Source organism: Arthrobacter sp. FW306-1B-F12A, assembly GCF_058781865.1.
Genome location: NZ_JBYSXD010000050.1, coordinates 1 through 23,856, shown reverse-complemented (window position 1 = coordinate 23,856; position 23,856 = coordinate 1). Strand labels below are relative to the sequence as shown.

The window sequence follows — 23,856 nt, the reverse complement described above, 5'->3', positions numbered from 1 at the left end:
AACGAAATGGGAGCACGGCCTCAGGCCGAAGCGTCGCTGTGGCGCCCGGGCGTCGCTGGCCTCTCCGGCGAGCAATACCGGGCAACCGCGGACTCCCGCAAGCGGTCCGCCCACGCTCCCAGCCGCTGTGCTGCCCGCACATAGTCGAACAATTCAACGGGGGTCAGCGATTCAACGTCGGTCTCCGCGAGCCGCCTGGCAAGTTCGGCGCCCGGTTGCTGTTCGCCCAGAACGGTTCCCTCGCGGCGCCACTGCACATCTTCAGGGGGTTCCCCTGCGACAAGCTGCCGGAAGAGGAAATCGACGACGCCCGGGCTCATCGCCTTCATGGGCCCATCCAGGCCTTGGGGATAGCCATTCGGCCGCTTCGAAGGATCGTTCATGCAGCCATGGTATTCGAACATATATTCGAATACAAGGTGTTCTCTCCGAGGGGCCGGCCGCTACCGCTCCGCTGCGGTGGGCTCAGCGCGGAAGAGTCGCACGGCGTCGCGCATGGATTCCCGCGCGCGCTTGCGGTCGCCGGCGGCATCGTAGGCGCAGCTGAGCCGGAACCAGGAACGCCAGTCCTCGGGGGCGGCCTCGGCCTTCACGCGGTACTTTTCAAACTCGGCGTCCGCGGCTGCACGCACGATGCGGCCTCCCGGCGTGCGCGGCAGGTTGTCCACCGGCAGCCCGCCTTCGGCTTCGAGCACCTTCGCCATCTTTTCCGTGCGCGCACCGAAAACAAGCTCGCGGATCAATGCCCACGCTCCAATGATCGGAAGCACCAGGTAGGCGGCTCCGATTCCCTTGGCGACCAGGTTCGCGTCACTGAGCAGCAGGATCGAGCGCTCGAAGGTAACCACGAGGTAGAGAACCAGCAACAGGGTGACGGCACCCACCCAGATCTTGGTGCGGTTCTCCTTGAATGCTTTCCAGAGCGAGCCCATGCGCCTACAGCCCCAGATCCAAATAGCCGTCCAGGCCGACGGTCAGCCCGGGGTGGGACGCCACATTGCGCAGTCCCAGCAGCACACCGGGCATGAAGGACGCCCGGTCGAAGGAATCGTGGCGGATGGTCAGTTGCTCTCCCGGGCCGCCGAGGAGCACTTCCTGATGCGCCACGAGTCCACGCAAACGGACGCTGTGGACGCGGACACCGTCCACGTCGCAACCGCGGGCACCGTCGAGGGCCGTGTTCGTGGCATCCGGGCTGGCCGGGACGCCGGCTTCTTCGCGGGCGGCGGCAATGAGCTGGGCGGTGCGGACGGCCGTGCCCGAGGGCGCGTCCACCTTGTTCGGGTGGTGCAGCTCGATGATTTCCACCGATTCGAAATACTTGGAGGCCTTGGCGGCGAAAGCCGAGGCGAGGACGGAGCCGAGGGCGAAGTTGGGGGCGATCAGGACGCCGGATTCCGGGTTCGCCGCAAGCAGGCCGCGCAAGGCCGCGAGCCGCTCGGCGTCCCAGCCGGTAGTGCCGACAACAGCGTGCATGCCGTGTTCGACGGCGAAGCGGACGTTCGCTTCGGTGCTGTCCGGAACGGTCAGGTCGACGACATATTTCGCACCGGCGTCGAGCAGGGTATCAAGGGAATCGCCGCGGCCGAGCGCCGCGACGAGCTTCATGTCGGCGGCTGCCTCCACCGCTTTGACGGCTTCGATACCCATGCGGCCCTGGGCGCCCAGAACGGCGACAGCAAGTTGTTCGGTCATGCCCTTAACCCTACCGGGCGGCGCGCCGGGTTTTTCGCCCCAACGTGGGGTCGCCGGGAAGCTACTCCCCTGCCCCGACCCACTCGACCGTGCCGTCGCTGAAGAACTGTTCCTTCCAGATGGGCACTTGCGCTTTGATCCTGTCCACGAGCTCCGAGCACACTGCGAAAGCCTGTCCTCTGTGTGCAGCGGCAACGGCGCAGACGAGCGCAGGTTCGCCAATCTCCAGCAGGCCGATCCTGTGCGCTGCCCAGATCCGTACAGGCTGGGCTGCCTCCCCCGAGTGCTCGGCCACGAGCTTCGCGACGACGTCGGCCATGACCTGGTGCGCCGTGGGGTGGGCGCTGTAGCTGAGCCTGTCGACGGGTTTGCCGCCGTCGTGGTTCCGGACCACGCCGCTGAAGCTCACTACCGCTCCCGCCGTGTCCGATTCAACCGCCGCTATGGCCTGGTCGACGGAAATCGGCTCCGCGCTGAGGATCGCGCTGATGACTTCGAAGTCGGTTTCAGTGGTCATGGCTTCCCTCCAACTGATCGCATAGGTGGGCGATGACAGGATCAAGGACGGCAAGGCCGTCCATTACGCCCTTCGGTGAGCCCGGCAGGTTCACGATGAACGTCTTGCCGGCTGTACCTGCATGGCCCCGGCTCAACATCGCCATGGGGGTCTTGGCGGCACCGGCGCGCCGGATGCCTTCCATGAGCCCCGGTATTTCTCGGTCAAGCAAAGGCAAGGTGACTTCCGGAGTGCGGTCATCGGGGCTCAGACCGGTACCGCCGCTCGTAATGACGACGGCGGGTTCCAGGGTCAGCAGCGCCCGGATGGCGGCACCGACCGGCTCCCCATCCGGCACTACCATGACGGGGAAGGTCTCGTAGCCGTGTTCGACCAGCCAGTCCAGGATCACGGGGCCGCTCTTGTCCTCATAGATTCCTGCCGCGGCACGGTTGGAGGCGATGACCACGCCGGCCTTCCGCGGCCCACGGACGGGTTCGCAGGCGTTCATGTGCGCTCTCCTTCGCCGGGCGCGCCGGACGGGGCGGGAACGGCCCAGTCGCCGCTCTTTCCGCCGCTCTTGGCCAGCACCTGGATGCCGCTGATGACTGCGTGCTTGTCCACTGCCTTGATCATGTCGTAGACGCTCAAGGCAGCCACCGATGCCGCAGTCAACGCTTCCATTTCCACGCCCGTGACGCCCCTGGTCTTCACCGTTGCCAGGACAACCACCGTGTCCGGGCCGAGTTTGAAGTCCACGGTGACCTTGGAAATCGGCAGCGGGTGGCACAGCGGGATGAGTTCGGGCGTCTTCTTGGCTGCCATGATGCCCGCAACGCGCGCTACCGCGAGGGCGTCGCCTTTCGGAAGCTCACCGGCGCCGAGCAAGGAAAGCACCTCGGCGGTGCTGTGGACGGTGGCCGTGGCGGTCGCCTCCCGTGTGGTCACGGCCTTCCCGGAGACGTCGACCATTTGGGCTGTACCATCGTGGCGCAAATGCGTAAGGGCGCCGCCGACCATGCCGGCGGGTTCTGGAGTGTCGTTCACAACATCCATACTTCCACTTCCGCCCCGGCGTCGAGTTCCGTGACGGCCGCAGGCACCTGGACCAGCGCGTTCGAGTTGGCCAGCGCATGGATGAGATGGGAGCCGGCACCGCCCTCCAGCCGGACTGTTCCCCCCGGAAGCAGCGTTCCGCGGCGGACCTGGTGTTTTCCGGCGGGCGAAGTCAAAGACTCCGTAAGGCGGGCCTGCAGGCTGGGCCGCAAGGCGGGGCTTCCGACCACGGCGGCGAGCGCCGGGCGAAGGAACATTTCGAAGGACACGAGGCAGCTCACGGGATTGCCCGGGAATCCCAGGAAGGGCACGCCGTCGAACATTCCGATCCCTTGGGGGCCGCCGGGTTGCATGGCCACCGACACGAATTCGACGGCGTGGCCCATCATCGCCTGCCGGACCACTTCGTAGGCTCCTTTGCTGACGCCCCCGGTGCTGACGATGAGATCGACGGTCCCGCTCCGGCCGCGGAGGAGCGCCAACAGCTCGGCGGGATCGTCGCCGCTGATTCCCGTCCGTGTGACGTGGAGGCCGGACTGCAGCATGGCGGCTTCGAGCAGGGTTCCGTTGGAATCGTAGATCTTGCCTGCCGGCAGGGACGTGCCGGGTTCCACGACTTCGTCGCCCGTGGTCACCAGGAGCACGCGCACCGGCGTGCGGACCTCGACGGCGGTCATCCCCAAGGCGGCGAGGAGCCCCAATTGCCCGGGCCCGAGGGCAGTTCCTGCGTGCAAGGCGACGGTTCCCGCGGTGATGTCGCTCCCGGCGTCGCGGACGAACGTCCCCGGCTCGGTGGTGGGAAGACGGACAGTTGCTGGCACGCCGGGGACGGGAAAGACATCGGGCAGGGCCTGTTCGATAGGCACGACGGCGTCGGCCCCCTCGGGCATCATGGCGCCCGTCATGATCGGGGCTGCGGTGCCCGGGATGAGTCGGACCGGTGCCGCGCCGGCCGGGACCGGGTCCACGACCGTCAGCTCCGCACCGGCGTCGCTCCCTGCGTGGGGGGCAAGGTCGGCTGAGCGGACGGCGAACCCGTCCATCTGGGAGTTGGCGAACGGCGGCAGGCTGAGCGGGGCCAGGACATCGGCGGCAAGTACCCGGCCGAGCGCCCCCATCAGCGGAAGCTCCTCGGTGCCCTTCGTGTCCGCGAGGCCGGACAGCAGCTCCTGGACGGCTTGGCGGTGTGCTGCGACGGATCGTGCCACGAGGGTTCCTCCCGGATTGGTTCGCTCAGACTTTCACAGCCTAATGTCAGTTGGCGGTGACATGGATGGTGTGGAACCCCGTGGCGCCGTCCGGGGCGACGGGAGTTTGGGCTTCGGGCTGCGGCGTACCCGTGGCATCGGTGGCACGGACCTGGACTTCATGGTTCCCGGAGCCCAGCTCAAGGCCCAGCTGCCATTGGTACCACGTATCCGACGAGATCCCGGGCGCGAGCTTGGCTTCCTGCCACTTGCCGCGGTCGACGCGCAGCTCCACCCGGGAAACGCCGCGGTGTTGAGCCCACGCGACACCGCCGAACTGGACCGTTCCTGCCTTTACTGAGCGGCCGTCCCGGGGCACGTCGATGCGCGACTGGGTCTTGATGGGACCGTGGTCGCTCCAACCGCGAGGGACCCAGTAGCCCTGATCGTCGGCGAAACGCGTCACCTTCAGTTCGGTCAGCCATTTGGTGGCCGAAACATAGCCGTAGAGGCCCGGGACGACCATCCGGACGGGGAAGCCATGCTCCAGCGGCAGGGGTTCGCCGTTCATTCCGACGGCGAGGATCGCGTCCCGGTTGTCGGTGAGCGCCTCGAGGGGGGTTCCGGCGGTCCAGCCGTCGGTGCTGCGGGAGAGCACCATGTCCGCACCGGGCTTTGGTCCGGCCATGGCGAGGAGTTCGCGGACCGGCCAGCCCAGCCAGAGGGCGTTGCCGATCAGGTCTCCGCCGACTTCATTGGATACGCACGCGATGGTCACGTGACGCTCGATCATCGGCTTCGTCAGCAGGGCGGCGAAATCCAAGGTGACTTCGCGTTCCACCAGGCCAGTCACCTTGAGGGTCCAGTCCGGCGGATTCACGGCAGGCGGGATCAGCGCGGTGTCGATCCGGTAGAAGTCGGGGTTCGGCGTGACGAGCGGCTGCAGGCCCGCCAAGGTGAGGGCGGCGCCGTCGGGAACCTTTTGCGGGGGCGTCCCCGGGGCAGGAAGCGCCACCCCGCGGCGGAAATCGGATGCCACCGTTCCCGCCCTCCGCACGAGGGTCGTGACGATCCCCGCCGCCGCCGCTGCTATCGCGGTTCCACCCAGCAATTGCATAAAGCTTCGGCGCGCCAAGGGCATGTCGCTTGCAACGGGCACGGGTCGCCAGGTTTCCAGCCGCTGGATCAGGAGCCGGAGGAAAAGCATGGTGACCATCGTGGCCACGACAGGGGCGATTGCGGCTGTCGGCGCGGCTTGGGCACGGGTCAGCACTGCAGCCAGCCCCGCAGCTCCAGCGAGCAAGGCGAGCGCGAGCCCCGCTCCTTTTCGCCGATACTCCAGAAGTCCTGCTACCGCGGCGAGGACCAAGGTCACCAGGGCGATGCTGACAATCAGGGCAAGTTTGTCGGCGGTGCCGAAAAGGTTGACGGCCAGTTCCTTGGCCCAACCCGGCACGGCGTCGATGACCACACCGCCCAACGCGGTGACCGGTGAAACGGACGGGCTCAGGAACCCGGCCAGCAACTCGCCGGCCGCCACCCCGAACCCGATGGCCACCACGCCGCACGCCGCCGCCCACCGGACGGCCGTCCTGGTACCGGCTTTCTTCGAAGTGGTCCTGCTCATAATGTGCCTGCCTGTTTGGGGCTCTCGGACGGAACGGTGTCCGCGTGGACTGTCTGCTTCGGAAATACCTCGGCGTGGGCCGGGGCGGCCTGTGCACCTGACGGAAGGCGGAGCGTGAATCGGCAGCCCTCGCCGGTGTTCGCCACCGTGACCGTGCCGCCGTGAGCCTTCACGATGCCCGCCACCATGCTGAGCCCCACGCCTGCTCCGCTGTATCGCGGTGCACCCCCTTCCACAGGCTTCCCCGCTCCCCGGGAACGGTCCTTTTGCCAGCCGGTCTCGAAAACGTGGGCGAGATCCTCCTCGTCGATGCCTCCGCAGCTGTCCACGACGTCGACGACGGCGTCGCTCCCGTCGCGTCCGACGCGAACCATGACCCCGCCGTCGGGCCGGCTGTAGATGATCGCGTTGAGCAGCACGTTCCGGACGGCCCGTCCCAGGCTGGGGCCGTCCGCGACGGCCATGCACTCCCGGTCGCCGCCGCCGTCGAGCCGGATGCCGCGTTGGGCGGCGAGGGGCGCGAGATCGGCGATGGCGTCGCTCACGAGGTCGTAGAGGTCGAGGGATTCTGCGCTCAGGCGGAGCGTTCCCGCCTGGATTTTGGACAGTTCCAGGAGGTCGTTGACCATGACCGCCATCTGGTCCGTCTGGGCGATGATCTTGCGGTAGTACGCGGGGATGTCGGAGGCCATGCCATCTTCCAGCGCTTCGGCCATGGCCCGCATGCTGGCCAAAGGGGTCCGGAGGTCGTGCGAGATCCAGGAGACCAGTTCGCGGCGGGCGGTTTCGACGGCGGCTTCCCGTCGCCGGGATTCCTCAAGTTTGACGCTGCTCGCTTCGAGTTCCTGGGCTAGCTGGGCGAGCTCGGAGTTCATTGCCGGTCCGGCCCGGCGCGATCCCGATTGTGGCAGGAAGGAGCCATCGAGGGCTTCTCCGCTGCCGAGGCGCCGCGTTGCTGCGACGAGCCGGATGGCGTTGCGGGACACCCCGGCCCCGAGGACCAGGGAAATCGCGATCGCCACGGCCGAGGCTACCCCGAGGATGTACCACATGACTTCGAGGTCCAGGGCGGAAATGAACATCGCATTGAAGGCGCTCACCATCCCTGCCACGAGGACGGCAACGGTGGCCACCACCACGAGGCAAATCTGGACCAGGATCGACGCGCCACGCAGGAAACGCAGCAAGGCAAGGGTCAAGGCGCCGATGAGGACAGCCCACAACAGCATCCAGCCCAGGATGGTGAACATTTCAGCCGGCTGCATGTCCACCTTCCTTCGCGTCAAAGCGGTAGCCGACTCCCCAGACCGTTTTGAGCAGCACCGGGGTGGTGGGGTTGTCTTCGATCTTTTCCCGCAAGCGACGGACGTGGACGGTCACAGTGGACAAATCCCCGAAGTCCCAACCCCACACTGCCTTGATGAGATCCTCGCGGCTGAACACCTGGTTGGGCCGGCGGAGGAGGAACGCCAGCAGATCGAACTCACGCACCGTAAGCATCAGGGGTTTGCCATCCTGGAGCACTGTGCGCGAGGCAGGATCCAATTCGAAGCCGGCGAGTTCGACTGGCGGTTCCGGGCTGAATTCCCGGATGCTCCGGCGCAGGACGGACTTCACGCGGAGGACCAACTCGCGGGGTGAGAAGGGCTTGGTGACATAGTCGTCCGCTCCGCTTTCCAATCCCAGGATCCGGTCGTCTTCCGTGCCGAGGGCGGTCACCATGATGATCGGTACGCTCATGGCCAGGCGGAGCCTGCGGCACACTTCCACGCCGTCGAGTCCGGGCAGCATCCGGTCCAGGATGACAAGGTCGGGCCGCCTGGCGGCCGCGAGGCTCAGCGCGGTGAAGCCGTCGCCCGCGAGATCGACTTGGAAGCCTGCCTGGACCAGGTAGTCCCGGACGACGTCGGCGATGGTCTGTTCGTCTTCGACCAGCAGGATGCGCCGATTGCCGACGTCGGCACCGTGCGGGGCGGGCTGCGTGTTCACACCTTCAGCATAGATTCGCGTGGTGCCCGCGGTACGTGTTCCGGGCGTCCACGGGCCAACCGTATGCATTCCGTAAGAAGTCACCTCTTGCGTTGCCTTCCACGGGAGCGGATGACGAACGTGACTGGTGGCCGATATCACGCTCGGGCCCTGCCTGGCGTAGCCTGAACCCATGAGTGTTCAGCTAGGCATGCCGTTGCCCCCTACGGGCGATGGGACGGGAAGCAGCGTGTCTGCTCCTCCGCCGCGCCCTGCCGGAACTCCTCCGGGCCTGTTCGACCGTTACGGACGCCGGGCCACCGACATGCGCTTGTCCCTGACCGACAAATGCAATCTCCGCTGCACCTACTGCATGCCGGCCGAAGGCCTCGAATGGTTGTCCAAACAAGCCGTGATGACCGCCGCCGAGATCGTCCGGCTGGTGCGGATCGGCGTCGAACACCTCGGGGTCCGCGAACTGCGCCTCACCGGAGGCGAGCCCCTGGTCCGCGCCGACCTGGTGGACATCATCACCGCCCTCCGCCAGGCGCACCCCGATCTGCCGATCTCCATGACCACCAACGGCGTCGGACTCGACAAGAAAGCAGCAGCGCTCAAGCAAGCCGGACTCACCCGCATCAACGTCTCCCTCGACTCCCTCTACGAAGAAACCTTCACGAAGCTGACCCGGCGGCCTTTCCTGGACAAGGTGTTGGCCGGCGTCGACGCCGCCCGGGCCGCAGGCCTGGGACCGGTCAAGATCAACGCCGTCCTCATGCGCGGAATCAACGACGCCGAGTCCCCCGAGCTCCTGGCCTGGGCAGTGGAGCGCGGCTATGAACTGCGCTTCATCGAACAAATGCCGCTGGACGCCGACCACGGCTGGACCCGGCGCGACATGATCACCGCAGCCGAGATCCGCGAACTGCTCTCCCGCGACTTCGCCCTGGCCCCGGACCCGCGCGAACGCGACGGCGCACCGGCGGAACGATTCGAAGTACGACGGCGGGACCCGGCATCCGTCCAAGCCACCGGTCCGCTCCTGGGCACCGTCGGCATCATCGCCTCCGTCACCGAACCGTTCTGCTCCGATTGCCGGCGCACAAGGATCACCGCCGAAGGCAAGATCATGAGCTGCCTGTTCTCCCGCGAAGAATTCGACCTCCTCGGCTTGCTCCGGGCCGGGGCCAGCGACCAGGAACTCGCCCAACGCTGGCAGGACGCCATGTGGATCAAACCCAAGGCACACGGCATGGACCACACCGGCCTCGGCGCACCCGACTTCGTCCAACCAGACCGCAGCATGAGCGCCATCGGAGGCTGAGGCTTTGCTCGTAAGATACTTCGCTGCCGCGCGCGCCGCGGCAGGCGTCGAAGAGGAACACCACGATCTCCCGGACGGAACCAGCTTGGACGGGCTGATCGCGGCCGTGCTCGCCGTCGAACGTCCGGAACCACCGGCCGGCACGCCGCCCCTGGCCCGGATCATTTCGCGCAGCAGCTTCCTGCGCAACGAGATAGCGGTCCGCGACCATTCGGCCGCTCTCGGTGCGGACGACGTCGTCGACGTCCTCCCGCCGTTTGCCGGGGGCTGAGCCGGCCACGGCCGGAGGGTGGCTCCCGGGGTCCAAGGAGCCTACGCTGTGCCTATCCGCGCAACAGCAAAGGAACAGCCATGTACACCCTCCTGATCGAACACGCCGTGAACGACTTCGACGCATGGAAGCGGTCGTTCGACTCGGATCCGGCAGATCGCGCCGGCTCCGGCGTTGTTTCGTACAGGGTCTCCAAGCCCGTGGACGATTCCCAGCGGGTCCTGATTGAGCTTGATTTCGCCGAGCGGGAGCGCGCTGAATCAATGCTGGACACCTTGCGGACACGGGTGTGGAGTGGACCTGCAAGGCCGGCCTCGCTCGACGGCATGCCGGATGCGCGGATCGTTGAGTCGTTGGAGGCCAAGGTCCTCTGAACGCTGTGCCTGCCGGACGTGTGCCTTAGACGCGCCTGCACACAGAGACCATGAACGGGCTGAACGTCGGGGCATCCCCGAGCCTCAGTTCCGCCGTGTGGGTCAGCACGCCACCGTCCACCTTGAAGGTGTGGCGCGCGGTCCCGCGAGGACTACGCCGCTCAAGCCTGAGCGTGCCGTCCTCCCAATGCCCGCGGGCCGGAGCTTCCGGTGGCCGGCCCATGCTGTCCACGTAGTACCAGAGGGTCTCTCCGTGGTCCGGGTCAACGGTGAAGACACCGTGGCCCTCGAAATGGGTGCCGTCAGGCTCGATGTGCCGGTAGCTCTGCACCAAGGCGTAGCCTCCCGCCGCGCGCGAGAAGGTCACCTCGGCGTCGGCGGTCCGGGCGGGTCCCCAGGGCGAGGCCGCAAGCTCGGTGCTCCCCCGCCAATGACCCAGGAATGCCTCCAGCGCAGTGTGTGCATGACTCTTCAATGGCTCGTTCATGGCGACTCCTGCGCGGGACGATGGATACGTCACCATCATGTTCCCGATCGAGCAGGCGCGTCCAGCCTTCCCCACCCGGACGCGGGTTCAGAGGCCGAAGGTCTCGGTTTCCTCGAAGGGCCCGACGACGGTTACGGTGCGGGGGGCTTCGGCGAGCACCCGGGCGAGTTCCTGGACCTGCTCGGCGGTGACGGCCTTGATGCGGTCCAGCGTTTCGTCGATGTCCTGGAATTCGCCGGAGACGAGCTCGGCGCGGCCGAGGCGGGACATCCGCGAACCGGTGTCTTCAAGGGCCAGGACGATTCCGCCGCACAATTGGCCGACGGCCTTGCGCAGTTCCTCGTCCGTGATTCCGTCGGCAGCGAGCTTGTCCAGCTCGGCGCCCAGGAGTTCCAGGACCTGCTTGACCTTCGACGGCGTGCAGCCGGCGTACATGCCGAAGTAGCCTGCGTCGGCATAGGCGGAAGCGAAGGAATAGGTGGAGTAGACGAGGCCCCGCTTTTCGCGGATCTCCTGGAAGAGGCGCGAAGACATGCCACCGCCAAGGACAGCGTTCAGGACGCTCATCACGAAGCGCCGATCGTCGGTGGCCACGATCGAGGGGCAACCCATGATGATGTTGGCCTGCTCCACGGGACGCTTGATCACATGCAGTCCTGCGGTACCCGTGATGTCCGCCCGCTCGGTGGAACGGCGCTCAACGGGGGCGGCGGTGTCCTTCAGCTCCCAGCCTGCCGTCCGCAAGGCATCGAGCACGAGGCGGCACACGATGTCGTGGTCCAGGCCGCCGGCAGCGGTGATCACGATTTCGTCGGGTCGGTAGTAGCGCTGGTAGTGTGCCCACACCGAATCGCGGGACACAGCCTTGATGGCGGCAGGGGTGCCCCCGATCGGTCGGCCCAGCGGATGCACACCGAGCACTGCGGCCACGAAGTTTTCATGTGCGACGTCGGTGGGGTCATCGCTGTCCATGGCGATTTCCTCAAGGATCACGTCGCGTTCCTGCTCAAGTTCCGCAGGATCCAGCACGGCGCCGGTGATCATGTCCGCGATGACGTCGATAGCCATCGGAAGATCTGTGTCCAGCACCCGCGCAAAGTAGCACGTGCTTTCCTTCGCGGTGGCCGCGTTCGATTCACCGCCGACCTCGTCGAAAGCGGACGCGATCTCCAGGGCTGTGCGCTTCTTGGTGCCTTTGAACAAGAGGTGCTCAAGGAAGTGGGTGGAGCCGTGCTGGCCGTCCGCCTCGTCCCGGGAACCGACACCCACCCAGAATCCGATGGTTGCGGATCGCTGCCCGGGCATGGCCTCTGTGAGCACCCGGACGCCTCCCGGAAGCACTGAACGCCGGACAACGGAGCCGCCTTCGGCGCCATGGATCAATTCGCCGCCGGGCACGGTCTGCGCCAATGGGAGGGGTACGACAGTCATCAAGACCTTTCAGTTCTGCGGGAAATCATGGGTGCCAAATCTGGCTGCAATCGTACCAGCGGGCGCATCGCCCCCGGGACGGGAATCCGTTGTTAAAACCGGGCAGGACCGGTGGACATGTCCACCGGTCCTGCCGCGTGTTTGCCGGTTCAGGCTACTCGGCGGAAACTTCAGCCTCTTCGGCGGGAGCTTCCTCGGAGACGGCGCCTTCTTCCTCGGCCACAACCGGGGAGAGGGAGAGCTTGCCGCGGTCGTCGATCTTGGTGATCTCGACCTGGATCTTCTGGCCCACGGAGACGACGTCGTCGACGTTGTCCACGCGCTTGCCGCTGGCCAGCTTGCGCAGCTCGGAGATGTGCAGCAGGCCGTCCTTGCCCGGGGTCAGGGAAACGAACGCACCGAAGGTGGTGGTCTTGACGACCGTGCCCAGGTAACGCTCACCGATTTCCGGGATCTGCGGGTTGGCAATGGCGTTGATCGCGGCGCGGGCTGCTTCAGCAGACGGACCGTTGGTGGCGCCGATGTAGACGGTGCCGTCGTCCTCGATGGAGATGTCGGCGCCGGTGTCTTCCTGGATCTGGTTGATCATCTTGCCCTTGGGGCCGATGACCTCACCGATCTTGTCAACGGGGATGTTGACGGCGATCACGCGCGGTGCGAACTCGGAGAGCTCGTCCGGGGTGTCGATGGCGGCGTTGATGACGTCCAGGATGTGCAGGCGGGCTTCGCGGGCCTGCTTCAGGGCTGCGGCCAGGACCGATGCGGGGATGCCGTCGAGCTTGGTGTCCAGCTGGATGGCCGTGACGAACTCGGAAGTACCGGCAACCTTGAAGTCCATGTCGCCGAAAGCGTCCTCGGCGCCGAGGATGTCGGTCAGGGCAGCGTAGCGGGTCTGACCGTCAACCTGGTCGGAAACCAGGCCCATGGCGATACCGGCAACGGCGGCCTTCAGCGGCACGCCTGCGTTGAGCAGGGACAGCGTGGAGGCACAGACGGAACCCATCGACGTCGAACCGTTGGAGCCGAGGGCCTCGGACACCTGGCGGATGGCGTACGGGAATTCCTCGCGGGACGGGAGAACCGGAACCAGGGCGCGCTCTGCGAGTGCACCGTGGCCGATTTCGCGGCGCTTCGGGGAGCCGACGCGGCCGGTTTCACCGGTGGAGTACGGCGGGAAGTTGTAGTTGTGCATGTAGCGCTTGCGCGTGACAGGAGACAGCGAGTCGATCTGCTGTTCCATCTTGAGCATGTTCAGCGTGGTGACACCCATGATCTGGGTTTCTCCACGCTCAAAGATGGCGGAACCGTGAACGCGGGGCAGGACCTCTACCTCGGCGGTCAGCTGGCGGATGTCCGTCAGGCCGCGGCCGTCGATGCGGATCTGGTCCTTGAGGATGCGCTGGCGGACAACCTGCTTGGTCAAGGAGCGGAAGGCTGCGGACAGTTCCTTCTCGCGGCCCTCGAACTCGCCGGCGAGGGCGCCAAGGACTTCGTCCTTGAGTTCGTCGGAGGCGTTGTCGCGGTCCTGCTTGTCGGCGATCTGGAAGACAGCAGCAAGCTTCTCGGCAGCGGCGGCTTCAACAGCGGCGTAAACGTCGTCCTGGTAGTCCAGGAAGACCGGGAATTCAACCGTGGGCTTGGCAGCGCGGGCGGCCAGGTCAGCCTGGGCCTCGCACAGGGCCTTGATGAACGGCTTGGCAGCCTCGAGGCCCTCGGAAACGACCTCTTCGGTGGGAGCGGTGGCGCCCTGTTCCTTGATGAGGTTCCAGGAGTTGTCCGTGGCTTCGGCTTCAACCATCATGATGGCGACGTCGTCACCGGCGATGCGGCCGGCAACAACCATGTTGAAGACGGCGTTCTCGAGCTGTGAGTGCTTCGGGAAGGCAACCCATTCGGTGCCCTGTTCGTCGGCGATGAGGGCAACGCGGACGCCGCCGATCGGGCCGGAGAACGGGAGGCCGGAGAGTTGGGTGGACATGGACGAGGCGTTGATGGCCACGACGTCGTAGAGCTCGTCCGGGTTGATCGCCAGGACGGTCACGACGATCTGGACCTCGTTGCGCAGGCCCTTGACGAACGCGGGACGCAGCGGGCGGTCCATGAGGCGGCAAGCCAGGATGGCTTCGGTGGACGGGCGGCCTTCACGGCGGAAGAACGAGCCCGGGATGCGGCCGGCGGCGTACATGCGCTCTTCGACGTCGACGGTCAGCGGGAAGAAGTCGAAGCCTTCACGCGGGGACTTGCCTGCGGTGGTTGCGGACAGCAGTGCGGTGTCTTCGTCGATGTAGACCATCGCGGCGCCGGCTGCCTGCTTGGCGAGGCGGCCGGTTTCGAAGCGGATTACACGCTTGCCGAAGCGGCCGTTGTCGATGATGGCTTCTGAGAACTGGATTTCGGGACCCTCCATTGAGAGTCACCTCCGTTTCTTGTTTAGCGGAAGTCCTCCCGCATCGACCCAGGCCAGCGTCTGTTCCTGGCCTGTACGACACCCGGTCATCGATCGAGACCCACGGGCTGTGCCTTCATCACAGAAGGCTGCTCCCGGGGATCACTACCGAGGACCGCGAATGCGCGATGCGGTTGAACTCCTGTTAAGTGTTGGATTTAGTTATGGAGAAAAGGCGGCCCGTTCCGCGGAGGATCGGGCCGCCCGAAGTCAAACTAGCGGCGCAGGCCGAGGCGCTCGATGAGCGCACGGTAGCGGGCAATGTCAGTCTTCTTGAGGTAGCCCAGCATGCGCTTGCGACGACCAACCATGGCCAGCAGACCGCGCTGGGTGTGGAAGTCGTGCTTGTGCTCCTTCATGTGCTCAGTCAGATCCTTGATCCGCTGAGTCAGGACTGCAATCTGGACCTCCGGCGAACCAGTGTCGCCCTTGGACGTTGCGTATGCCTCGATGATGGACTGCTTAACAGCGGCTTCAAGTGCCACGTGAACTCCTAGAGTTGTGCCGTGCGTCCCGATTCAGCGCCTCGCTGCCGGGTTGTAATGCGCCGATGACCGCACACAAAACAGGTCCAGCCGCCACGGACTGCAGCCGGATCCATCCCTCAGTTTACCGGCAGCCCGGCAATCTTGTCGAAAGCTGCCGTGTGACCCTCATCAAAGCCTCGTCAACGACGGCCGCCGCTCACTGCCCGATCTCGGTCCGGACGGCGAAAAGCTCAGGGAAGAACGTCAAGTCAAGGGCCTTCTTCAGGAAGGACACACCGCTCGAGCCTCCGGTTCCGGTCTTCATGCCGATGGTCCGCTGCACCGTGCGGAGGTGCCGGAAGCGCCACAATTGGAAGTTGTCTTCCAAGTCCACCAGTTCCTCGCACGCTTCGTACGCCGCCCAGTTGTCCGCGGCATGTTCGTAGATGTGCTTGAAAAGAGGCAAGAGCTCGGGGGCGAACTCGTGGGCCTGGGTGACGTCCCGGTCCAGGACGGACCGCGGAACGTCGTAGCCGTGCCGGTCGAGGAAGGCCAGGAATTCGTCGTAAATGCTGGGGGCGTGCAGGAGCTCCTCCAGCATGGCGTGGGACTCCGGATCGGATTCGAACACTGGCAGCATTTTGGCGTTCTTGTTGCCGAGGATGAACTCGACCGCGCGGTATTGGCTCGACTGGAAGCCGGAGGCATTGCCCAGGAAGCCACGGAACTGGGAGTACTCGGTGGGGGTGAGCGTGGCGAGCACCGACCATTGCTCGGTGAGCGTCTTCTGGATGTGCTTGACCCGGGCGATGGCCTTGAGCGCGGAGCCGAGGTCGTCCTGGCGGAGCCAGGCGGCCGCGCTGCGGAGTTCGTGCAGGACCAGCTTTAGCCAGAGCTCGGTGGTTTGGTGCTGGATGATGAACAGGAGTTCGTCATGGTGTTCAGGCTGGCTGACAGGTTGCTGGGCGCTGAGCAGCACGGGCAGCTGCAGGTAGGAGGCGTAGCTCATGCGTGAGCTGAAGTCCTTGACGATGCCTTCGTCGAGTGGCCGGGTGTTCTTCTCAACGCTCACGGTAGGGGGCTACTTGTCCAGCAGGAGATGGTGGGCTTGGACGACGTCCAGCCGCATCTGTTCCACCAGGGCCTCGGGTCCGCGGTAGGCCACCATGCCTCGCAGCCGCGCCGTAAATTCCACCACGACGGTCTGGCCGTAGAGGTTGAAGTCCTCCACCGCCTCCTCGGGGCGGTCGATCACGTGCGCTTCCACCTGGCGGCTCACGCCGTCGAACGTGGGGTTGGAACCCACTGAAATCGCGGCTGGCCAGCGGGTTCCGGATTCGTCCACGAGCCAGCCGGCGTAGATTCCGTCCGCCGGTACGTAGCCCGTGGCGCCGTGGTCGAGGTTTGCGGTCGGAAAGCCCAGGGCGCGTCCGCGCGCAGCGCCATGGACCACTTCGCCGCGCATCCTGTGCGGGCGGCCGAGGACGGCGGACGCGGTCTCGACGTCGCCTTCGGCAAGGGCCTCGCGCACCCAGGTGGAGGAACAGCGGCGGTCCGTGCCGCCGTCGTCGTGTACTGGAAAGCCTTCCGCGCCGAACTCGTTGACCACGTGGACGCCGAATCCGAGTTCCTTGCCCAATTCCTGCATGGTGCCGACGTCGCCGGAATTTCCCACGCCGAAACGAAGATCGTGGCCCACAACGACATGTGCTGCGTGAAGCCCGTCCAGCAGGACCTTGACGACGAATTCCTCGGGCGTCATGGCGGCAAGCGTGAGGTTGTATTTCATGACGAGGACGGCGTCCACGCCCGTGCCGGCCAGGGCATCGAGCTTGTCCTGCAGCCCCATGAGGAGCTCCGGAGCGGAGTCGGGCCGATGGACCAGTGCCGGGTGGGGATCGAAGGTCACGACGACGGACCGCGCACCGTGCTGCTTTGCCGTGCGCAACAGTTGCGTCAGCACTTGCTGGTGTCCGCGATGGACGCCGTCAAAGTTGCCGATGGTCACGACGCTGGGACCGAAATCCTCGGGGACCTCGGTGGGATCGTTCCAGATGTGGACCATCAACCTCGCCTTTTACTGCTGGTATTCACTATGCCCGGTGCCTGCTCCGGCGCCGGAATTCTCTAAGGTTACCCGCTATCCCACGGCGCCCTTGCCCGGTGGCGGAGCTCCGATTTCTACTGCGTGAGTGGTGCCGGACGCCGACGGTAGAGCCACAGTAGTCCCAGGACCGGCAGGATCAACGGCACAAAGCCGTATCCACGTCCGAACAAGGACCACACAGTGTCGTGCGGGAAAGCCACCGGATCGAAAAGGCTGATGGCGCCAACCACCACCACGCCGATCATCTCAACAAGGACGGCCGCGAGGGACACCTTGAACCACGTGCGGCCCGGCTTCGCGAGGGAGACCGTCGCCACGATGTACACCACGGCGGCGAAAGCCGAGAGGATGTGGGCCAAGGGAGCATCCGAGAACTTGGTCAGGATCTGGTAGCCGGCACGGGCCGTGGCCGAGATCGCGAACACCGCGTAGACCGCAATCAGCAGCCTCCCGGGCCCGGTGTTGCGGGTGTCCCGGTTCTTCTTCCCGGTGGTTTCAACAGTCACTTCGTGTGCTTCTTCCAATGTCAGTACCAGATCTGGTTCATGCGGGCCGCCATGACCAATGCGGTGACGCCCACGGCGCCCATGACGAAATTGCTCCAACGGGTCCGCTCCAGGATGGACCAGTACACCGCGACGACGGGGAGGATCAGCGCCGTGATGATGTAGCCCCAGAATTCCCAGGGCTCCCCCGCGATCTTTTCACCCATCGCCACGCGGATGATCGATCCCACCAGATAGACCAGCAGGACGAGTTCGACGGCGGCAACCGACAGTATGGTGACGTCGTTGGGGGCCTTCTTCATGATGCCGGCCGCGACGCAAATGATGGTGGACAACAGGCCCACTATCAGGACAGCGTAAAAGTATCCGTCCATGGTTACTGTGCCTGCTTTTCGTTGTCGGGGGCGAACACCAGGACGGGCTTGGCGAAGCTCCCCGCATCGGCCAACAGCGCCACCAGCTCTCCTGACGGAGAGAACGCGGCAGCCGGGTTCTCGGCGGTGGCCGCGTCGGCCGTGCCCGCTGCGGGCCCCGCGGCGATCCTGCGGCCAAAGGAGATTTCGGTGGTTTCGGCGTCGCTCAGTTCCCGGTTGGGCATGAGCGCCCGGGCGGCGGCGGACATGTCGAGGACTTCCAGTTCCTCGGCAAGCTGTTCGAGGGTGCGGGCTTGCTCCAGGGAGTACGGTCCCACGTGGGTGCGGCGCAGCGCCGTCAGATGGCCGCCGACGCCGAGAGCCTCGCCCAGGTCGCGTGCCAGCGCGCGGATGTAGGTGCCTGAGGAGCATTCGACGGTCACGTCGATGTCCACCACCCTGCCGTCGTCGACCCTCCGGATGGCGTGGATCTCGAAACGGTGGATGGTCACGGGCCGGGCGGCGAGCTTGACCTCTTGCCCCGAACGCACGCGCGCGTAGGACCGTTCGCCGTTGACCTTGATGGCGCTGACGCTGCTGGGGACCTGCTGGATCTCGCCGCTCAGCTGCGCGACGCCGGAACGGATGGCGTCCTCAGTGACTGCGGCGGCGCTGCGGCTTGCCGTGATGTCGCCCTCGGCATCGTCCGTGATGGTTGATTCACCGAGCCGGATGGTGGCGGAGTACGTCTTGGAGGTGCCCACGATGTAGGTCAGCAATCGCGTGGCCTTGTTGATGCCAAGCACGAGCACCCCCGTGGCCATGGGATCCAGGGTCCCCGCATGGCCCACTTTCCGGGTACCGGCCAGTCGCCGCATCCGTCCAACCACATCGTGGCTGGTCCATCCTTGCGGCTTGTCAACGATTACCAGTCCAGAAAGCACGCCTCCCAGTATATCCGCGCCGGGGCATGCATCCTGCGGCCCGCGGCTTCCCTGGACGCTCCGGGACCGCGGCTAAGATGGCTCCCATGCCTGAGCTTGCCGCACACGTCCGCGAAGTGCCCGTGAACCAGATCCGCGAGATCACCGAGGCGGCCTGGAGCACCCCCGGGGCGATCGTCCTCAGCATCGGCGAGCCGGGCTTCGCGCTGCCCCGGCATATCCTGGACGCGGGGATCGCGTGCCTGGACAGGGACGAGACCAACTACACCCCCAATGCCGGAATCCCGGCGCTGCGTGAAGCCTTCGCCGACCGCTTCCGTGCCCACAACCACGTGGATATCGGGGCGGAGCGCGTATATGTCGTGGACGGAGCCCAGCAGGGACTGCACTTCGCCATGAGCCTGCTCCTCTCCCCCGGCGACGAGATCCTGATTCCCAATCCGGGCTACCCGACTTTTGCCATGACAAGCCATTTGTTGCACGCCGTCCCGGTGCAGTATCCGCTCTACCCGGAGCACGAGTTCCAACCCCGCATCGAGGACATCGAGGCCCTGATCACGCCGCGCACCAAGGTATTGGTCCTGAATTCGCCATCCAATCCCCTGGGCGCAGTGATCTGCGAGGAAACGACGCGCGAGCTCGTGGAATTGGCCGTCAAACACGATCTGTGGATCATTTCGGATGAATGCTACGAAGCCTTCACCTTCGACGTTCCGCACACGAGTCCCGCCCGCTTCGACAGCGCCGTTCCCGGGGAGGCCCGGGTCTTCACGTCCCTGACCTTGTCCAAAACGTACGGGCTGACGGGACTGCGGATCGGCGCACTCATTTGCCCGCCGGGCCTCGAACGGAAGATGAACAACGTCATGGAAGCGATCGTTTCCTGCGTGGCTTCGCCGTCCCAGTACGCTGCCGTCGCGGCGCTGACCGGCCCGCAGGACTATGTGGACACGGCACGGGAGCACTACCGTTCCAACCGCGACGCCGCCTCGGCGGTGCTTGCCCAGAAGGGCATTCCCTTCCTGGGCGCCCAGGGAGCTTTCTATCTCTGGGCGGACGTCTCGCATGTGAGCGGCGGGGACGTGCGTGCCTGGGTGCGCACCTTCTTGGCAGACTCTGGAGTGGCCGTGGCACCGGGAACCGCGTTCGGTTCCATCGGCGAAGGATGGATCAGGATCGCTTTGTGCGGTGACCAGCAGCAACTGCTCGACGGCGTCGGGCGTCTCCCGGCGCGGACGTGAGCCTCAGTATTTGGTCCGGTTCTTGTGCCCGCGCCAGGCATCGAAGGGAGCCTCGGATGCAGGAACGTCAGTGTGTTGGACGGGCAGCAGGTCGGGCCTGTTGCCGTCGAAATATTCGTAGAACACGGCATCGTCGAAGCCTGCGGCCGCTGCCCCGTGCCGATCGGCGGCAAAGTAGACGCGGCTGACCCGGCCCCATAGGGCCGCCGAGAGGCACAAAGGGCACGGTTCGCAGCTTGAGTAGAGCACCGAGCCGCTGAGGTTGAAGCTCCCCAGTTCCGACGCGGCCCGCCGGATGGCCACTACTTCGGCGTGCGCTGTGGGGTCGTTGTCGCGGGTGACCCGGTTGACGCCGTCGTGGAGCCGTCCGTCCGGGGTGACCACGACGGCGCCGAAAGGGCCGCCGCCGTCGGCCACGTTTTGAACCGCGAGCCGCACGGCGTGTTCAAGGTAGTCTTCGGGACTCTGAGCTGCATCGTGGGCCGCCATGCTCCGATCTTAGCGACGGGCCAGCATTTTGGCCCGGCTTTTCACGGTTAAACACGCAGGACCGGATCCGGCAGTCGCGAGAACTGCGGATCCGGCCCCACCCGGGAAGCGCCGGACTATTTGCCGCCGTCTTCGTCGATGTCTTCATCGGCACGGAGGTCGATGTCTTCTTCGTCAAAATCGTCTTCATCGATGTCCGCATCCTGCGGGGCATCGCTCTTGTACGGGTCTGCGTCGCCGGCGTGCTTGGCGCCGGCGGCCAGGGCGGCCACCTCGGCGTCGCGCTGCTTGGCGGTGCGCAAGAGCTCCTCAAGGTTCGAGGCGTTGACCGGGATGAGGTCGGCAACGAATTCCAAGGTCGGAGTCAGCCGCACGGTGATGTTGCGGCCCACTTCCTGGCGCAAAACACCCTTGGCCTTCTCCAACGCCCGAACAGCATCAGAATGGGCGGCTTCGTCGCCGAAGACGGTGTAATACACGGTGGCGTGCTGAAGATCGTTGGTGACGCGGGCATCCGTAATAGTGATGCCCTCAACCCGAGGATCCTTGATCCGCCGGCCCAGTGCCTCAGCAACAACAACCTTAATCCGCTGCGCCAACTTGGCAGCGCGTGCCGGATCAGCCATTTCTACTCCTAAAATTTGCGTACGACGGCGCAATGGCGGCTCGCAATGTTGAGTCTGCATAAGCTGCCACGCACCTGAGGTGAGTCTATGACGATGCCGGAGAGTTGTGGGGGCGCCCGGGAGTGGCATCGGGCCTACCGGAGCTGGGCGGCTCAGGATCGTAGATCCCGGGCCGCCCAGCGTAGGGGCGGGGCGCCCCCACAATTCGGAGGCACCCCGCGCAAAAGCGAATACCTTAGACCCGCGGCTTTTCGCGCATCTCGAAGGTCTCGATGATGTCACCTTCGTTGATGTCGTTGTACGAGCCAAGACCGATTCCACATTCGAAGTCCGTGCGGACCTCGGTGGCGTCGTCCTTGAAGCGCTTGAGCGTCTCAACGGTGAGGTTGTCGCCGATGACCTTGCCATCGCGGCTGACGCGGGCCTTCGTGTTACGGCGGATGATGCCCGAGCGCACGATCGAACCGGCGATGTTTCCGAACTTGGAAGAACGGAAGACTTCGCGGACCTCGGCGGTACCGAGCTGGACTTCCTCGTACTCCGGCTTGAGCATGCCCTTGAGGGCCAGCTCGATGTCATCGATTGCCGAGTAGATGACGGAGTAGAAGCGCATGTCCACGCCTTCACGATCGGCCAGTTCAGCCACGCGCTCGGCGGGCTTGACGTTGAAGCCGATGATGATGGCGTTGTCCACCGTGGCGAGGTTGACGTCGTTCTGCGTGATGGCACCCACACCGCGGTGGATGACGCGCAGTTGAACGTCTTCGTCGCCCACATCGATCTTGAGCAGGGCGTCTTCGAGGGCTTCGACCGCACCGGAAACGTCACCCTTGAGGATGAGGTTGAGGGTGTCGATCTTGCCTTCGGCCACAGCCTTGTCGAAGTCCTCGAGGCTGATGCGCTTGCGGCGCTTGGCCAGTGCCGCGTTGCGGTCGGCTGCCTCGCGCTTTTCAGCGATCTGGCGGGCCGTACGCTCGTCGGAGGTCACCAGGAAGGTGTCGCCTGCACGCGGTACGTTGGACAGGCCCAGGACCTGGACCGGACGGGACGGAAGCGCGACGTCGAGGGCGTTGCCGTCTTCGTCGAACATGGCACGGACGCGGCCGTGGGCCGTACCGGCCACGATCGTGTCACCGACGGCCAGGGTACCGGACTGGACCAGGACGGTGGCCACGGAGCCGCGGCCCTTGTCCAGGTTCGCTTCGATGGCAATGCCTCGAGCGTCCTTGTCCGGGTTGGCGCGCAGGTCCAAAGCGGCGTCTGCGGTCAGCAGCACGGCGTCGATCAGTTCGTCGATGTTGATGTTCTGGCGGGCAGAAACCTCAACGAACATGGTGTCGCCACCGTATTCTTCGGGAACCAGGCCGTACTCGGTGAGCTGGCCCTTGACCTTGTCCGGGTTCGCACCTTCCTTGTCGATCTTGTTGACCGCGACGACGATCGGCACGTTGGCCGCTTGTGCGTGGTTGAGTGCTTCCACCGTCTGCGGCATGACGCCGTCGTCGGCTGCGACAACCAAGATGGCGATGTCGGTGACCTTGGCACCACGTGCACGCATGGCGGTGAACGCCTCGTGACCCGGGGTGTCAATGAAGGTGATGTCGCGCGGAGTGCCTTCGTGGACGTGGCTGATCTGGTAGGCACCGATGTGCTGCGTGATGCCGCCGTGTTCGCCGGCAACCACGTTGGTCTTCCGGATCGCGTCGAGCAATCGGGTCTTACCGTGGTCAACGTGACCCATGACGGTGACAACCGGCGGACGCGGTTCGAGGACGTCGTCGCCTTCGGCTTCCAGTTCGGCATCGAGATCGATGTCGAACGAGTCGAGGAGCTCGCGCTCTTCGTCTTCCGGAGAGACAACCTGTACCTTGTAGCCGAGTTCGGCGCCGAGCAGGCCGAAGGTGTCCTCGTCCAGCGACTGCGTAGCCGTTGCCATTTCACCGAGGTGGAACAGCACGGTCACCAGTGCAGCGGGGTTCGCCTCGATCTTGTCGGCGAAGTCCGTGATGGACGAGCCACGACGGAGCCGGACTACGGTGTTGCCGTCGCCGCGGGGTACGGATACGCCACCCAGCGACGGAGCACTCATCTGCTCCAGTTCCTGACGCTTTGCACGCTTTGACTTGCGCTGCTTGCCGCGTCCTGCGCCACCCTTGCCGAAGGCACCTTGGGTACCGCCGCGTCCGCGGCCGCCCTTGCCGAAGCCACCGCCGGCGGGAGCTCCGCCACCGGTGCCTGCACCAGGAGCGCCACCCGGACGGCCGGGGCCGCCACCACCGGGACGGCCAGCGCCGCCCGGACGGCCTGCGCCACCGGGAGCGGGACGCTCGGTGCGGTTGGGCATCATGCCCGGGCTGGGACGGTTTCCTGCGGGGCCACCTGCCGGACGCGGAGCGCCCGGACGGGGAGCACCGGGGCGCGGAGCACCCGGACGCGGACCACCGGAACCGGCTGCGGGGCGGGGACCGCCTGCGCCGGCCGCGGGACGCGGACCGCCGGGACGCTCGCCGTCAGTGCGGCCACCGGAACGCGGCATGCCCTGCGAAGTTGCGAAGGGGTTGTTGCCCGGACGGGGAGGACGCTCGCCGTCGCCACGGCCGCGGGGCATGCCCTGCGAGGTCGCAAACGGGTTGTTGCCCGGACGGGGGCCGCCTGGCCGCGGTGCCTGGCTGCCCGGACGTGCCGGGGCAGGGGCTTCGGCCTTGGGTGCCGGACGGGCACCCGGTTTGGCGGAAACGGGGCTTGCTGCGGCTGCGGGAGC

General features: G+C 65.8%; 26 protein-coding genes. 4 read left to right on the top strand and 22 right to left on the bottom strand.

From position 1 onward, the window contains the following. Positions 1-20 precede the first annotated feature (20 nt). The 10 genes from AC3WJU_RS18850 to AC3WJU_RS18805 all read right to left on the bottom strand — a co-directional run bounded on the left by AC3WJU_RS18850 (position 21) and on the right by AC3WJU_RS18805 (position 8,050). Positions 21-383: a hypothetical protein gene (locus AC3WJU_RS18850; protein ID WP_306962846.1), complete on the bottom strand. Its 363-nt coding sequence runs from the start codon at positions 381-383 to the stop codon at positions 21-23. A 60-nt stretch (positions 384-443) separates the two neighbouring features. Then, a complete protein-coding gene (locus AC3WJU_RS18845) occupies positions 444-932 on the bottom strand; it encodes a hypothetical protein (protein WP_441433219.1) in 489 nt (162 codons plus the stop codon). 4 nt (positions 933-936) lie between these two features. Continuing rightward, positions 937-1,695, bottom strand: a complete 759-nt coding sequence (dapB, locus tag AC3WJU_RS18840; RefSeq protein ID WP_306962842.1) for a 4-hydroxy-tetrahydrodipicolinate reductase — start codon at positions 1,693-1,695, stop codon at positions 937-939. A 61-nt stretch (positions 1,696-1,756) separates the two neighbouring features. Then, positions 1,757-2,212: a molybdenum cofactor biosynthesis protein MoaE gene (locus tag AC3WJU_RS18835; RefSeq protein ID WP_236816685.1), complete on the bottom strand. Its 456-nt coding sequence runs from the start codon at positions 2,210-2,212 to the stop codon at positions 1,757-1,759. After that, positions 2,202-2,702: a MogA/MoaB family molybdenum cofactor biosynthesis protein gene (locus AC3WJU_RS18830; protein ID WP_306962839.1), complete on the bottom strand. Its 501-nt coding sequence runs from the start codon at positions 2,700-2,702 to the stop codon at positions 2,202-2,204. The genes AC3WJU_RS18835 and AC3WJU_RS18830 overlap by 11 nt, the downstream gene beginning before the upstream one ends. After that, entirely contained in the window at positions 2,699-3,247 is a 549-nt protein-coding gene (moaC, locus tag AC3WJU_RS18825) for a cyclic pyranopterin monophosphate synthase MoaC (RefSeq protein WP_492260568.1), read from the bottom strand. Before moaC ends, AC3WJU_RS18830 begins: the two co-directional genes overlap by 4 nt. Beyond that, positions 3,235-4,455 carry a molybdopterin molybdotransferase MoeA gene (locus AC3WJU_RS18820; protein WP_476910567.1) on the bottom strand — a complete coding sequence of 407 codons (1,221 nt, stop codon included), beginning with the start codon at positions 4,453-4,455 and terminating at the stop codon, positions 3,235-3,237. The genes moaC and AC3WJU_RS18820 overlap by 13 nt, the downstream gene beginning before the upstream one ends. Positions 4,456-4,501: 46 nt before the next feature. Continuing rightward, positions 4,502-6,061, bottom strand: a complete 1,560-nt coding sequence (locus AC3WJU_RS18815; protein WP_492260567.1) for a molybdopterin-dependent oxidoreductase — start codon at positions 6,059-6,061, stop codon at positions 4,502-4,504. Next, entirely contained in the window at positions 6,058-7,326 is a 1,269-nt protein-coding gene (locus tag AC3WJU_RS18810; protein ID WP_476910565.1) for a sensor histidine kinase, read from the bottom strand. The genes AC3WJU_RS18815 and AC3WJU_RS18810 overlap by 4 nt, the downstream gene beginning before the upstream one ends. Continuing rightward, positions 7,313-8,050 carry a response regulator transcription factor gene (locus AC3WJU_RS18805; protein ID WP_284989343.1) on the bottom strand — a complete coding sequence of 246 codons (738 nt, stop codon included), beginning with the start codon at positions 8,048-8,050 and terminating at the stop codon, positions 7,313-7,315. Before AC3WJU_RS18805 ends, AC3WJU_RS18810 begins: the two co-directional genes overlap by 14 nt. Positions 8,051-8,222: 172 nt before the next feature. On the opposite strand from AC3WJU_RS18805, the gene moaA reads away from it, so the two are divergent. From moaA to AC3WJU_RS18790, 3 genes are all read left to right on the top strand, one after another. After that, positions 8,223-9,353, top strand: a complete 1,131-nt coding sequence (gene moaA, locus AC3WJU_RS18800) for a GTP 3',8-cyclase MoaA (RefSeq protein WP_492260566.1) — start codon at positions 8,223-8,225, stop codon at positions 9,351-9,353. 4 nt (positions 9,354-9,357) lie between these two features. Further along, positions 9,358-9,624: a MoaD/ThiS family protein gene (locus AC3WJU_RS18795; protein WP_284989345.1), complete on the top strand. Its 267-nt coding sequence runs from the start codon at positions 9,358-9,360 to the stop codon at positions 9,622-9,624. An 80-nt stretch (positions 9,625-9,704) separates the two neighbouring features. Continuing rightward, complete coding sequence (locus AC3WJU_RS18790) at positions 9,705-9,998, top strand: hypothetical protein (protein WP_492260565.1); 294 nt, start codon at positions 9,705-9,707, stop codon at positions 9,996-9,998. A 25-nt stretch (positions 9,999-10,023) separates the two neighbouring features. Here the strand turns inward: AC3WJU_RS18790 and AC3WJU_RS18785 are convergent, their stop codons facing one another. The 9 genes from AC3WJU_RS18785 to truB form a co-directional block, all read right to left on the bottom strand. Next, positions 10,024-10,485, bottom strand: coding sequence for a DUF1579 family protein (locus tag AC3WJU_RS18785; protein WP_284989347.1), 462 nt, complete (start codon positions 10,483-10,485; stop codon positions 10,024-10,026). 87 nt (positions 10,486-10,572) lie between these two features. Beyond that, positions 10,573-11,916, bottom strand: a complete 1,344-nt coding sequence (locus AC3WJU_RS18780) for a M16 family metallopeptidase (protein WP_492260564.1) — start codon at positions 11,914-11,916, stop codon at positions 10,573-10,575. A 154-nt stretch (positions 11,917-12,070) separates the two neighbouring features. Continuing rightward, on the bottom strand, positions 12,071-14,323 hold the full coding sequence (locus AC3WJU_RS18775; RefSeq protein ID WP_284989349.1) for a polyribonucleotide nucleotidyltransferase: 2,253 nt from the start codon (positions 14,321-14,323) through the stop codon (positions 12,071-12,073). Between the two features lie 254 nt (positions 14,324-14,577). Continuing rightward, complete coding sequence (gene rpsO, locus AC3WJU_RS18770) at positions 14,578-14,847, bottom strand: 30S ribosomal protein S15 (RefSeq protein WP_028266602.1); 270 nt, start codon at positions 14,845-14,847, stop codon at positions 14,578-14,580. 199 nt (positions 14,848-15,046) lie between these two features. After that, positions 15,047-15,901 carry a tryptophan 2,3-dioxygenase gene (kynA, locus tag AC3WJU_RS18765; protein ID WP_492260563.1) on the bottom strand — a complete coding sequence of 285 codons (855 nt, stop codon included), beginning with the start codon at positions 15,899-15,901 and terminating at the stop codon, positions 15,047-15,049. 9 nt (positions 15,902-15,910) lie between these two features. Next, positions 15,911-16,894, bottom strand: a complete 984-nt coding sequence (locus AC3WJU_RS18760; protein WP_284989351.1) for a bifunctional riboflavin kinase/FAD synthetase — start codon at positions 16,892-16,894, stop codon at positions 15,911-15,913. Positions 16,895-17,010: 116 nt separating this feature from the next. After that, entirely contained in the window at positions 17,011-17,460 is a 450-nt protein-coding gene (locus AC3WJU_RS18755; RefSeq protein WP_441433213.1) for a hypothetical protein, read from the bottom strand. Between the two features lie 2 nt (positions 17,461-17,462). After that, positions 17,463-17,816 carry a hypothetical protein gene (locus AC3WJU_RS18750; protein ID WP_284989353.1) on the bottom strand — a complete coding sequence of 118 codons (354 nt, stop codon included), beginning with the start codon at positions 17,814-17,816 and terminating at the stop codon, positions 17,463-17,465. 2 nt (positions 17,817-17,818) lie between these two features. Continuing rightward, positions 17,819-18,739, bottom strand: coding sequence for a tRNA pseudouridine(55) synthase TruB (gene truB, locus AC3WJU_RS18745; RefSeq protein WP_306962816.1), 921 nt, complete (start codon positions 18,737-18,739; stop codon positions 17,819-17,821). 86 nt (positions 18,740-18,825) lie between these two features. On the opposite strand from truB, the gene AC3WJU_RS18740 reads away from it, so the two are divergent. Next, positions 18,826-19,980 carry a pyridoxal phosphate-dependent aminotransferase gene (locus tag AC3WJU_RS18740; RefSeq protein ID WP_441433211.1) on the top strand — a complete coding sequence of 385 codons (1,155 nt, stop codon included), beginning with the start codon at positions 18,826-18,828 and terminating at the stop codon, positions 19,978-19,980. Between the two features lie 3 nt (positions 19,981-19,983). On the opposite strand, the gene AC3WJU_RS18735 is transcribed toward AC3WJU_RS18740, so the two are convergent. The 3 genes from AC3WJU_RS18735 to infB form a co-directional block, all read right to left on the bottom strand. Further along, on the bottom strand, positions 19,984-20,469 hold the full coding sequence (locus AC3WJU_RS18735) for a nucleoside deaminase (protein WP_284989356.1): 486 nt from the start codon (positions 20,467-20,469) through the stop codon (positions 19,984-19,986). A 116-nt stretch (positions 20,470-20,585) separates the two neighbouring features. Continuing rightward, a complete protein-coding gene (gene rbfA, locus AC3WJU_RS18730) occupies positions 20,586-21,095 on the bottom strand; it encodes a 30S ribosome-binding factor RbfA (RefSeq protein WP_236816645.1) in 510 nt (169 codons plus the stop codon). A 235-nt stretch (positions 21,096-21,330) separates the two neighbouring features. Further along, positions 21,331-23,856 (bottom strand): translation initiation factor IF-2 (infB, locus tag AC3WJU_RS18725; RefSeq protein ID WP_492260562.1); only part of this gene is annotated, 2,526 nt, incomplete at its 5' end.

Excerpts from the sequence above, each read along its gene's own strand:
- AC3WJU_RS18780 (WP_492260564.1), bottom strand. The coding sequence starts at position 11,916 with ATGACTGTCGTACCCCTCCCATTGGCGCAGACCGTGCCCGGCGGCGAA.
- AC3WJU_RS18835 (WP_236816685.1), bottom strand. The coding sequence starts at position 2,212 with ATGACCACTGAAACCGACTTCGAAGTCATCAGCGCGATCCTCAGCGCG.
- dapB (WP_306962842.1), bottom strand. The coding sequence starts at position 1,695 with ATGACCGAACAACTTGCTGTCGCCGTTCTGGGCGCCCAGGGCCGCATG.
- AC3WJU_RS18760 (WP_284989351.1), bottom strand. The coding sequence starts at position 16,894 with ATGGTCCACATCTGGAACGATCCCACCGAGGTCCCCGAGGATTTCGGT.
- rbfA (WP_236816645.1), bottom strand. The coding sequence starts at position 21,095 with ATGGCTGATCCGGCACGCGCTGCCAAGTTGGCGCAGCGGATTAAGGTT.
- AC3WJU_RS18785 (WP_284989347.1), bottom strand. The coding sequence starts at position 10,485 with ATGAACGAGCCATTGAAGAGTCATGCACACACTGCGCTGGAGGCATTC.
- AC3WJU_RS18750 (WP_284989353.1), bottom strand. The coding sequence starts at position 17,816 with ATGGACGGATACTTTTACGCTGTCCTGATAGTGGGCCTGTTGTCCACC.
- moaA (WP_492260566.1), top strand. The coding sequence starts at position 8,223 with ATGAGTGTTCAGCTAGGCATGCCGTTGCCCCCTACGGGCGATGGGACG.
- AC3WJU_RS18775 (WP_284989349.1), bottom strand. The coding sequence starts at position 14,323 with ATGGAGGGTCCCGAAATCCAGTTCTCAGAAGCCATCATCGACAACGGC.
- AC3WJU_RS18810 (WP_476910565.1), bottom strand. The coding sequence starts at position 7,326 with ATGCAGCCGGCTGAAATGTTCACCATCCTGGGCTGGATGCTGTTGTGG.
- AC3WJU_RS18850 (WP_306962846.1), bottom strand. The coding sequence starts at position 383 with ATGAACGATCCTTCGAAGCGGCCGAATGGCTATCCCCAAGGCCTGGAT.
- moaC (WP_492260568.1), bottom strand. The coding sequence starts at position 3,247 with ATGGATGTTGTGAACGACACTCCAGAACCCGCCGGCATGGTCGGCGGC.
- AC3WJU_RS18790 (WP_492260565.1), top strand. The coding sequence starts at position 9,705 with ATGTACACCCTCCTGATCGAACACGCCGTGAACGACTTCGACGCATGG.
- AC3WJU_RS18845 (WP_441433219.1), bottom strand. The coding sequence starts at position 932 with ATGGGCTCGCTCTGGAAAGCATTCAAGGAGAACCGCACCAAGATCTGG.
- AC3WJU_RS18735 (WP_284989356.1), bottom strand. The coding sequence starts at position 20,469 with ATGGCGGCCCACGATGCAGCTCAGAGTCCCGAAGACTACCTTGAACAC.
- AC3WJU_RS18830 (WP_306962839.1), bottom strand. The coding sequence starts at position 2,702 with ATGAACGCCTGCGAACCCGTCCGTGGGCCGCGGAAGGCCGGCGTGGTC.
- AC3WJU_RS18740 (WP_441433211.1), top strand. The coding sequence starts at position 18,826 with ATGCCTGAGCTTGCCGCACACGTCCGCGAAGTGCCCGTGAACCAGATC.
- AC3WJU_RS18815 (WP_492260567.1), bottom strand. The coding sequence starts at position 6,061 with ATGAGCAGGACCACTTCGAAGAAAGCCGGTACCAGGACGGCCGTCCGG.